Annotated in this window: 8 protein-coding genes; 4 read left to right on the top strand and 4 right to left on the bottom strand. The window is 37.8% G+C overall.

Annotation, left to right across the window (positions count from 1 at the left end; genetic code table 11):
- Positions 1-299 (bottom strand): hypothetical protein (locus CK510_RS32380; RefSeq protein WP_169927025.1); only part of this gene is annotated, 299 nt, incomplete at its 3' end.
- Between CK510_RS32380 and CK510_RS19485 the strand changes: the two genes are divergently transcribed.
- Together CK510_RS19485 and CK510_RS19480 are read left to right on the top strand one after the other, a co-directional pair.
- Complete coding sequence (locus CK510_RS19485; RefSeq protein WP_245912225.1) at positions 286-1,902, top strand: ATP-binding protein; 1,617 nt, start codon at positions 286-288, stop codon at positions 1,900-1,902. The genes CK510_RS32380 and CK510_RS19485 overlap by 14 nt on opposite strands.
- A gap of 66 nt (positions 1,903-1,968) precedes the next feature.
- Positions 1,969-3,372: a hybrid sensor histidine kinase/response regulator gene (locus CK510_RS19480; RefSeq protein ID WP_095723284.1), complete on the top strand. Its 1,404-nt coding sequence runs from the start codon at positions 1,969-1,971 to the stop codon at positions 3,370-3,372.
- 123 nt (positions 3,373-3,495) lie between these two features.
- Here the strand turns inward: CK510_RS19480 and CK510_RS19475 are convergent, their stop codons facing one another.
- A complete protein-coding gene (locus CK510_RS19475; protein WP_095723283.1) occupies positions 3,496-4,473 on the bottom strand; it encodes a glycerophosphodiester phosphodiesterase in 978 nt (325 codons plus the stop codon).
- Between the two features lie 74 nt (positions 4,474-4,547).
- Complete coding sequence (locus CK510_RS19470; protein ID WP_095723282.1) at positions 4,548-5,414, bottom strand: D-alanyl-D-alanine carboxypeptidase family protein; 867 nt, start codon at positions 5,412-5,414, stop codon at positions 4,548-4,550.
- A 313-nt stretch (positions 5,415-5,727) separates the two neighbouring features.
- On the opposite strand from CK510_RS19470, the gene mnmG reads away from it, so the two are divergent.
- Both mnmG and CK510_RS19460 read left to right on the top strand, forming a co-directional pair.
- Positions 5,728-7,650 (top strand): tRNA uridine-5-carboxymethylaminomethyl(34) synthesis enzyme MnmG, encoded by a 1,923-nt coding sequence (mnmG, locus tag CK510_RS19465; protein WP_095723281.1) that lies wholly within the window; start codon positions 5,728-5,730, stop codon positions 7,648-7,650.
- A 329-nt stretch (positions 7,651-7,979) separates the two neighbouring features.
- Positions 7,980-9,344: a hypothetical protein gene (locus tag CK510_RS19460; protein WP_095723280.1), complete on the top strand. Its 1,365-nt coding sequence runs from the start codon at positions 7,980-7,982 to the stop codon at positions 9,342-9,344.
- 381 nt (positions 9,345-9,725) lie between these two features.
- Here the strand turns inward: CK510_RS19460 and CK510_RS19455 are convergent, their stop codons facing one another.
- Complete coding sequence (locus tag CK510_RS19455; protein WP_095723279.1) at positions 9,726-10,097, bottom strand: type 1 periplasmic-binding domain-containing protein; 372 nt, start codon at positions 10,095-10,097, stop codon at positions 9,726-9,728.
- Positions 10,098-10,240: the final 143 nt, after the last annotated feature.

The following is a 10,240-nucleotide window of genomic DNA, read 5'->3' as shown; positions in this document are numbered from 1 at the left end:
TTAATTGCTTGTTGGGTAATATTTGTAATTGCAGTTACGGGAAGGGAAATATTTCTACTTGCATAAATGATAAATAGATAAACTAAAATAATACTTGTACCGATGCTAATAAAAATAATGAAGATGCGGAATATTCTGACTTTACTTAAATTAGACTCTGCTTTTTCTTCTTGTTTTTCTGCAACTTCAATTGCACTTGCGAGATGATTGACAAAATCTTCGGTTTCTTGCTTTACTTCACTCTCCTCAAGCTTTTTAAAATCATCTCTGATCGGGGAAATCTGTTTGCTATTTATCATTTATGCAAGTAGAAATATTTCCCTTCCCGTAACTGCAATTACAAATATTACCCAACAAGCAATTAAAAAACAAGATTTCTCCCTACAAGTGCCTGAAAGTAACACTATTGAGTTAGGAAAATTAGCTACTTCTATCAATCAAATGATTTATCAACTTAAAACACTTAGCGAAGCACAAAAAACTGCTAAACTATCTGCCGATAGTGCAAATCAAGCCAAAAGTAAATTCTTGGCAAACATGAGTCATGAATTACGAACACCGCTAAATGGTATTTTGGGGTATGCACAAATTCTTTCTCGTTCTGATAATCTCACGGAAGAACAAAGACATGGGATTAAAACAATCTATCAATGTGGGTTCCATTTACTGAGTTTAATCAATGATATCTTAGACTTATCAAAGCTTGAATCTCAAAAATTAGAACTAGAATTAATAGATTTTCATTTGCCATCATTTATCCAAGGAGTTGTCGAAATATGTCGTATTAAAGCCGAACAAAAAGGTATAGATTTCATTTACGAACCTCAAATGAATCTCCCAACAGGTATAACAACTGATAAAAAAAGATTACGACAGATACTCATTAACTTGCTAAGTAATGCGATTAAATTTACTAATGCTGGTTGCGTCAAACTAAAAGTTAAAGCGAGTAATAGTAAGTTATCATCAAATGCAGTAATTCATTTTACAATTGTTGATACAGGAGTGGGAATGAGTACAGAACAAATGGAAAATATATTTTTACCATTTGAACAGGTTATAAATAGCGATCGCGAAACAGAAGGAACTGGTTTGGGATTAACACTCAGCCAAAAAGTAGTGGAAATTATGGGTAGTCAGATTCAAGTAAAAAGTCAACCTGGAGTCGGTAGTTTATTCGAGTTTGAACTTGATTGTCGGGTAGCAGATGATTGGACTGAAATTAGTACTATTACAAGTCGGGGGAAGATTATTGGCTATTCTGGAAATCGGAAAAAAGTCCTAATTGTTGATGATTATTGGGAAAATCGTTCTTTATTAATTAGTTTATTAGAAACCCTTGATTTTACTCTTTTTGAGGCAAATAATGGTAGAGAAGCACTAGAGAAAGCATTTGAATATCAGCCAGATTTGATTATTTCTGATATTGGGATGCCAGGGATAGATGGTTGGGAAATGCTATCACATATTCGTCAATCGGAGTTATTAAAAAATACTGTTATAATTTTAGCTTCACCGAATATTAAGGGAGATGAACGTCAAAAAAGTTTGAGTGCAGGAGCTAATGCTTTCCTGATACGACCAATACAAGTTGAAGAACTTTATAACTTACTTACAAAGTGCTTACAAATAAGTTGGATTTACGCAAATCATTCAATTTCATCATCAGATGAAGATGTGACAGTTGGTACTAACGAAATGATAATACCACCGGTTTCCGATTTAAATATGCTATTAGAATATGCGAGGAAAGGACAAATAAAAGGAATTAAACAAGAATTAGATAAAATTGCTCGAAAGGACGAAAAATACCAGATATTTGTGAGGCAACTAAATAAATATGTGAAAAACCTGAATATCCAAAAAATTCGCGCTTTCATCCAAGAAAATATAGATAATTAATCAGGGTATCAAGAAACTTTTAAATCTCTCCTTATACTAAATAATTTATTATTAAAATATACAAAAATGCTCGACAATAACTTAGAAGCTAAAGAGAATCTTAATCCGGAAAATACAAGTTCCGGGAATGGTCTCAATCAGGAAATTGAAACTATTTTAGTTATTGATGATAGTCCAACAAATTTAGAAGTTTTATATACAACTTTAGCTGATGCTGGTTATGAAGTGTTAGTAGAAATGGATGGGATTAGCGGGATTGAGCAAGTGGAGAATAATCCACCTGATTTGATATTGCTAGATATTATGATGCCTAAAATTGATGGGTTTGAAACCTGTCGTCGTTTGCAAACAAATCCATTAACAAAAGATATTCCTATCATTTTTATGACAGCACTAACTGATACTGTCGAAAAAGTCAGAGGATTGAAACTTGGAGCAGTTGATTATATTACCAAACCATTTCAACAAGAAGAAGTCATAGCACGAATTAAAGTTCAGTTGAAATTACGAGGTTTGAATCTAGAATTAGATAAACAAAAACAACAATTGGAAGAACGAGTTAAAGAAAGAACTGCGGAACTATCTGAAGCTTTGGAAGCTCTCCAAAAAATGCAACTACAGTTAGTTCAAAGCGAGAAAATTTCTTCATTAGGACAATTAGTAGCAGGGGTTGCCCATGAAGTTAACAATCCCATTGGCTTCATCTCTACAAACCTATATCATGCAGATAAATATGCTCAAGACTTAATTCATGTATTAAAGTTATACCAACAAAAATATCCTAACCCAGATAGTGAAATCGAAGAAGTCATTGAGACAGTTGATTTAGGACATATTTCTCATGATTTACCAAAGATGATTTCTTCAATGAGACTAGGAAGCGATCGGGTTCGTGGTATTATGCAATCATTACGTAATTTTTCTCGCGCAGATGGTTTAGAAAAGAAACTGGTAGACATTCATGAAGGGATGGAAACTACCTTAATGATTCTTCAACATCGTCTCAAATCCCAAACCTATCGTCCAGCAATTCAAGTAATAAAAGAATATGGAAATATTCCCCAATTTGCATGTTATCCTGGACAACTTAATCAAGTATTTATGAATCTTATTGCTAATGCGATTGATGCAATTGATGAAGGGGTAGAAGGTAGCAACTGGGAAAGTGAGAAAAGCAAATTATTTACTGCCGATAACGTTCTTTCTACACCTTTAATTTGTATTTGTACCAGTATCGATCGAGAAAATGTCACCATCCACATCGGAGACAACGGTAAAGGAATGGAGTCAGAAATCCGCGATCGCATTTTTCAAGCATACTATACAACCAAACCTGAAGGGAAAGGAACTGGTTTAGGATTATCAATGAGTTATCAAATCATTACCGAAAAACATGGTGGAACTCTAGAATGTATTTCTTCCCCAGGAAAAGGTACGGAATTTATTATTAAAATTCCTCTAGGAAAATAATATACATAGGGTTTACACTTTGTTTTATCTTTAACTATATCCCTGACTTATTTCGAGAATATATATGTGTGTGTATATATCAACTTCAAGGAATCAGGAATGTATGGATATATATGATTATTTTTACCTACCCTGCAAAACTTTAACTGCCAAATCTGGATTATCACTAAATAGTCCATCAATACCCAAATCAAAAAATAGCTGATACTCAGCTTGGGGATTTCCTTGGAAATCTAAAGGTAAAAAAGCATCTTCATTACGAAATGTCCAGACATGAATTAACAAAGCTGCGATATGAGCATTTTCGATTAAATTATTTGCTGGTAGTAACTTTCCCGAAATATCTCTCGGCACTAGCAAATTTCTATTAATTCCAATCGCTTGTGCATAATTTGCAATTTCTTTTAATCCTTCTAAATTCACTAAATCGGTATATTGACGTGTATCTCCCTGCAAAATGAAATCATATGGTTGCCCTTTATCATTAAGTAATTGAACTAATGGTAAATCAGTTTTTTCTGATAAATACTGTAAATTCCCTACCTCAAAAGATTGAATAAATACAGATGTATCTTTACCTTTGTAACCATTCATAGATAAAACTTCTAATAGTGGTTCTTCCAAAGCTAAATCAAGAGAACGAAAATATGTAGGATGTTTAGTCTCTGGATAAATCCCAATTCTGCGTCCAGTTTCTACAGTTTTACGCTGTGCTAAATCAATAATCTCTTGTAAAGTTGGTATTTCATATAATCCATCATAAATAGTATTATGAGGTCGAATTTTTGGAATTCTTTCTTTAGCACGTAATGTTTTAATTTCAGCTAAAGTAAAATCTTCACTAAACCACCCACTTTTTAACTCTCCATCAATCAACTTAGTTGTTTTCCGATTTGCAAATTCTAAATGACTTGCCACATCGGTAGTTTCAGAAATTTCATTTTCATGTCGGGCAATCAACACACCATCTTTAGTGATTACTAAATCAGGTTCAATAAAATCAGTACCCATATCTATAGCTAATTCATAAGCTGCTAAAGTATGTTCAGGACGATATCCACTAGCTCCACGATGGGCAATAATTATTGGTAAATTTTGCATATGAAAGACTTATTTTATCAATTTATTTTGATTCATATCATATCTCTAGAAGTCGAAGATATAAAATTAGATATCTATAAAGGAATCAACCAATAAGGAATATTCCCGACGATTTTTTCCCGAAAGCCCAATTGATTTAAATTCTCTTCCGACACACCTAAATAAGTCCAATGGGGAACATCACCCTCCACAGTTTGAAACCAACCATTTTGATTCAATACTTGCCTTTGCTTACTATTAGAAACCCTTAAATCAGCAGCTAATCCCCACAGATGTTGTGATGTTCCTGGAGGTGCTACAACGCTGAGAATTCGAGTTTCCTTACCTTGCCGAACCTGTTCTAAAGTATTGTTGTTTGCATACTTTCGCCAGAAACGTAAATTAGTTTCAAAAGTACGAGTACAATCACCTCCACCATTGCCCGATTTAAGGGAAATATTAGATTGGGTACGGGATTTATTTAATGCATCTGCTGCGGCTTTTTGGAGATAGCAATTATTGCCTGTATTCACCTTTCCCATTGTTAGAGTAGTTTGATATTGTTTAGTTTCTTGCGAGTTTGGGAAAAGTACTTTAGGTGGTAATTTAATTAATGGATTTTTATTAATAAAAACAGCACCATATTGACGCAATAAAATATATTCAAATGTTCCTTGAATTGGGATTACTGGTAATTTACTTGTAATAGCAGAAATAAAACGTTCTTTCTCTGGCAGATTGGGATTATATGTAGGAATGGTATTTGGTGAAACTTGAGGATTCGTAATTACTGGTTTAGAAATACAGGGTTTATTCATAGTTTGATTAATTAAACAATCCTCTGTTGGTGTGACTGAATCAAAGTTAGCTATATGCTGTGCATTACTACTACTGGCAACAATCCCAGCAGAAATAAAAATACAAGCACACATAACAATCATTCTTCTGATAATTCTATTCATAATTATTACTATTAATCGCCCGATCTAGTTGGTATAAATACTTAATTTTCTAATAGCCAGCTATAAATATACTCGGTAAATATAGCAGATATAAATCTTACGATATAAAGTTATATCTCCGACTTTTTTGAGAAATTAGGAACCGAAACCTCACAATTTTTACGAATCAAATACGATCGCAGGCATATCCCGCAACTACTCCCTTGGATGGAGTATTACACCCCCCAATACCTAAAAATTCAATAGACATAATCCTTTGTGCGTTGTGTTCAGCTAAAATTAACTATAATCTCTAACCTGTTTTTCCCTAAGTATGACCATGCACAATTCCGTAGAATTCCAAGACGCTTTTGATGTCATCGTCGTGGGTGCAGGTCACTCAGGTTGTGAAGCTGCACTTGCTACAGCCCGTCTTGGCTGCCGCACCCTGCTTTTGACCCTAAACCTCGATAAAATCGCTTGGCAGCCCTGTAACCCTGCTGTGGGTGGTCCTGCTAAGTCTCAATTAACCCATGAAGTCGATGCATTAGGTGGGGAAATTGGCAAAATGGCTGACCGAACCTACCTGCAAAAACGTATACTAAATTCCTCCAGGGGACCAGCAGTGTGGGCATTACGCGCTCAAACAGATAAGCGTGAGTATGCAGCAATTCTGAAGGGAATTATTGAGAACCAGGAAAATCTCATGGTTCGGGAAAGTATGGTCACGGATTTGGTTTTGGGCAAAAATGACGAGATTATTGGTGTCCAAACCTACTTTGGTGTGGCTTTTGGCTGTAAGGCTGTAATTTTAACAACAGGTACATTTTTAGGGGGAAAAATTTGGGTTGGGAACAAATCGATGGCAGCTGGACGTGCGGGGGAATTTGCTGCGGAAGGTTTGACGGAAACTCTGAATCGATTGGGTTTTGAAACGGGAAGGTTGAAAACTGGTACACCTGCACGGGTTGACAAACGCTCTGTAGACTACAGCCAAATGCAACTTCAACCCGGAGATGATGAAGTGCGGTGGTTTAGTTTCGATCCGGAAGCTTGGGTTGAACGGGAACAAATTCCCTGCCACATGACCAGAACCACACCGGAAACCCACCGTTTGATTCGCGAAAATTTACATTTGTCCCCCGTATATGGTGGTTGGGTAGAAGCAAAAGGTCCTCGTTACTGTCCCAGTATTGAAGATAAAATAGTCAGGTTTGCCGACAAGGAAAGTCATCAAATCTTCATTGAACCGGAAGGTAGGGATATTCCTGAGCTTTATATTCAAGGATTTTCCACAGGATTACCCGAAAATCTCCAACTACAAATGCTGCGATCGCTCCCCGGTTTGGAAAACTGTGTGATGCTGCGTCCTGCGTATGCGGTGGAGTATGATTATTTACCAGCAACCCAATGTTTTCCCACTTTGATGACCAAGAAAATTGCCGGGTTATTTTGTGCGGGACAAATAAATGGGACAACTGGCTATGAAGAAGCAGCAGCACAGGGGATTGTAGCTGGAATTAATGCTGCTAGATTTGTGCGCGATCGCGATATGATTATATTCTCCCGCGAACAAAGTTATATCGGCACTTTGCTAGACGACTTATGTACCAAAGATTTGCGTGAACCCTACCGAATGCTCACCAGTCGTTCCGAATATCGCTTAATTTTACGCTCCGACAATGCTGACCAACGTTTAACACCTTTAGGTAGGGAAATCGGTTTGATTGATGACCGACGCTGGGAACTTTACAACAGCAAACAAGCCAATATTACCGCAGAAAAAGAACGGCTCCACACCACACGCATTAAAGAAAATGATGAGAAAGGTAAAGCAATATTTGCCGCAACCCAACAAACAATCAAAGGTTCAATCATCCTTGCAGACTTGCTACGTCGTCCCGGTTTCCATTATACTGACTTGGATAAATTCCAACTTAGCAACCCCTCACTCAACCGCGCAGAAAGAGAAGGGGCAGAAATTGACATCAAATATTCCGGCTATCTGGCACGTCAACAAAGCCAAATCGAACAGATTGCCCGTCAAGCAAATCGTCCCTTACCTGCGGAGTTAGACTATGCAGCGATTGATACTCTATCGAAGGAAGCACGGGAAAAATTAAACAAGATTAAACCCCTAACCATCGGTCAAGCTGCTCGCATCGGTGGAGTCAATCCAGCCGATGTTAATGCCCTGCTAATTTATTTAGAAATACGCAAAAGCCAACCTTCAAGCGAGTTTTCTGCATTAGCTTAAAAAAAACTTCATAAAGTGCGATTATAGTAGTGGGGTATACACTGAAGGGTGATTATACTCTCAGAGAAGCAAATTTATCCCTGCTTTTCTCCGCATTTTCCACAGGTAACTCGATATCATCTCAGGGTTTTCACCGTGGTAAAAGTGATTAAACTAAGTTTAATTTAATACAGATTCACAAACACTTAAATTTCCCGCAAACAAAAAAATGGATACTTCATCCCCAGTCCACCCAAATTATTAATAAATACAAATAAGTATTAATAATTACTGATTGTACGGATAGAAAATTATCCTTCGAGTCAAAAGCAATTATTTAATCTTTCGTTATGCCTACCGAAGCCAGCACCCAAATTCTTCTTTCAGAACCATCAGAAGACCTAATCGTCAGCGAACCTTGGTCAATAGACGCTTATGCTGATGGCTTGATGGACGAACTTTTTGCCGATGTCGATCGCATTCTGGAGCGTCGGGGTAATATACCCGTACAAACGATTGAACCAGAATTTGTGCGGATGCAATCGGTGAAAATGCCAACCCTTGGTTTCTCGGAAACCGATATTTTACCAACGCAAACGACTTCTAAAGTTAATCAGGTCAAAAAGCAACAAATTAGTCCTGTTGTTACGGAAAAATCCCTACCCAAAACCGTCATCAAACAGCGTCGTAAACCTCGTCGTTGGTTAAGTAAGCTACTTGGTTTGGGTGCTACCGTCGGGATTGCCGCAGCGTCTATAATTTTTGTCCAAAACTCCGGTTTACTGAATCGTCTTGTTTCTAAGTCTTTCCAGCAGTCTCTACTGACGAACCAACTAGATGCGGCTACGGATATAGCGACTAAAACCGATGCTCAAACGGAGCTAGGAAAACTAGTTGACTATACCATCGGGGCTTTTGATGCAATTGATAGACAAACTGCAAAAATTAACCGTCAATCGCTGAATACAGCATATAACACCGCCGCAGTTCCGAACCAACGACAATTGGTCATGGCAAGCGCTTCTGGTTTGGGTACTTTACCACCACCAATGGCTGCAAATAATACCCTGCCAGCACAAGGACGTTCGACAACGGTAGTTGAGCGAATTTACATCCCTGTGTATCAAGCACCTTTGCCGATGCGTTATGCTCCCCCTGCAATTCCTGGTGTTCGTGGCACTTTACCGCCAATTCCCGGCAGAAATGCGTTGCTTGGAGGGAATCGAGCGAAAGTACTACCAGTAAAAACCGTATCCAATAACGTTAGAAATGTAACTAGACCGCTAAATTTGTTTGCGGCAGTGCGTCCGTCGATTCCTTCACTTAAGGCAATCTCGCTGCAAAATCAGCCAATTACTTTGAGTCAGCCAAAAGCACCAACTCTGAAAGCTCCTACTATTACTATTGCACCTTTCCGTGCTGTTCCTCCAAGAATGCCAACTGCAACTGTACAAAAACAGCAGCAATTTGCACCTCCAGCACAGGTAGTTGCTGTTGCACCAACTAGCCCAGCACAAATTCTGGAAGGGTTGTTGGAACATGAAGATAAGTCGAAATCTGCGGCTTTATTCAAGATTAATGGTGTCACTCGTCGGATTGAAATTGGTGAAGGCATTGGTGCTAGTGGATGGGCATTGGTGGAGGTTGCTAATGGGGAAGCGGTTGTTCGACGTAATGGTGAGGTTCGTTCTGTTTATGCTGGTCAGAGTTTTTAGTTATACTAAAAATGGCTTGGAGTTTGGCTTTTAAACGCAGAGGCTCGCAGAGTACAGCGCAAAGTTTCGCAGAGAATATGGATTAAGATGTTGAACCGCCAAGGAAGAGAGGAATAAAATATTTTGAGGGGCTTTTATTTAAAGGCTTTTCAGCTAGCGTAGATGGTTAGTTTATTTTGAGTTGCGTTATTAGCCTGTTTTTTCAGGCTTTTTTAGTATCTGTTTTTATGCGTAGACCCGAAGGGGCTTGTCGCTAGACATCGCAGCTAAATTTATTATTGTTTTTAACTTAATCTAACTAGTTAATAATTATAGAGCAATAATGGTTTTTAGGCGCTAGGGGTTAGACTCCTCGATGGTGACAGCCAGTAATGAGATTGATTATGGTTGGATGGTGCAAAATCGGTATTTTGGATTGTCGTCTTTGTCTTCGGGTTTGCATTTGCGATCGCTCACTTTAACTAAGATTCCAAGTCTGTTTTTGTCTTTGGGTTCGACTTTGCGATCGCTGTTGTCGTCAAATTTAATTTCTCCTGTCATTCCGGAGGATTTAAAGGATTTTGAGCTTAAGACATTATATAAATCTTGTCGAGTAGGGTTATCAATTTGCTGTAATCCATCGAGGATTACCTCAAGTGCGTCATAGGTTGCAGCAGTTCTCCAACCAACTTTTTGCGTTCCCCAAAGTTGTTTTAACTCGTTTTTAAGTTGCTCAGATGCTGATTCAATGTCAAAGGGTACGGCTAAAACCATATCTTTTGTTTTTGCTATATTGGTATCTGAAGTTAGCTTATCGTCATTATATAAGGCATCTCCTCCGGGAGCATCCCACTTTTTATTTAGCGAGCAAAGATTAATCCATTAAGGTAAGCACAACGGTGAGCAATGACTTGAGG

The organism is Brunnivagina elsteri CCALA 953, assembly GCF_002289455.1.
GTDB classification, from domain to species: domain Bacteria; phylum Cyanobacteriota; class Cyanobacteriia; order Cyanobacteriales; family Nostocaceae; genus Brunnivagina; species Brunnivagina elsteri.
This window is presented reverse-complemented; position numbering and strand designations above follow the sequence as displayed.

Excerpts from the sequence above, each read along its gene's own strand:
- CK510_RS19480 (WP_095723284.1), top strand. The coding sequence starts at position 1,969 with ATGCTCGACAATAACTTAGAAGCTAAAGAGAATCTTAATCCGGAAAAT.
- CK510_RS19475 (WP_095723283.1), bottom strand. The coding sequence starts at position 4,473 with ATGCAAAATTTACCAATAATTATTGCCCATCGTGGAGCTAGTGGATAT.
- CK510_RS19470 (WP_095723282.1), bottom strand. The coding sequence starts at position 5,414 with ATGAATAGAATTATCAGAAGAATGATTGTTATGTGTGCTTGTATTTTT.
- mnmG (WP_095723281.1), top strand. The coding sequence starts at position 5,728 with ATGACCATGCACAATTCCGTAGAATTCCAAGACGCTTTTGATGTCATC.
- CK510_RS19460 (WP_095723280.1), top strand. The coding sequence starts at position 7,980 with ATGCCTACCGAAGCCAGCACCCAAATTCTTCTTTCAGAACCATCAGAA.
- CK510_RS19455 (WP_095723279.1), bottom strand. The coding sequence starts at position 10,097 with ATGGTTTTAGCCGTACCCTTTGACATTGAATCAGCATCTGAGCAACTT.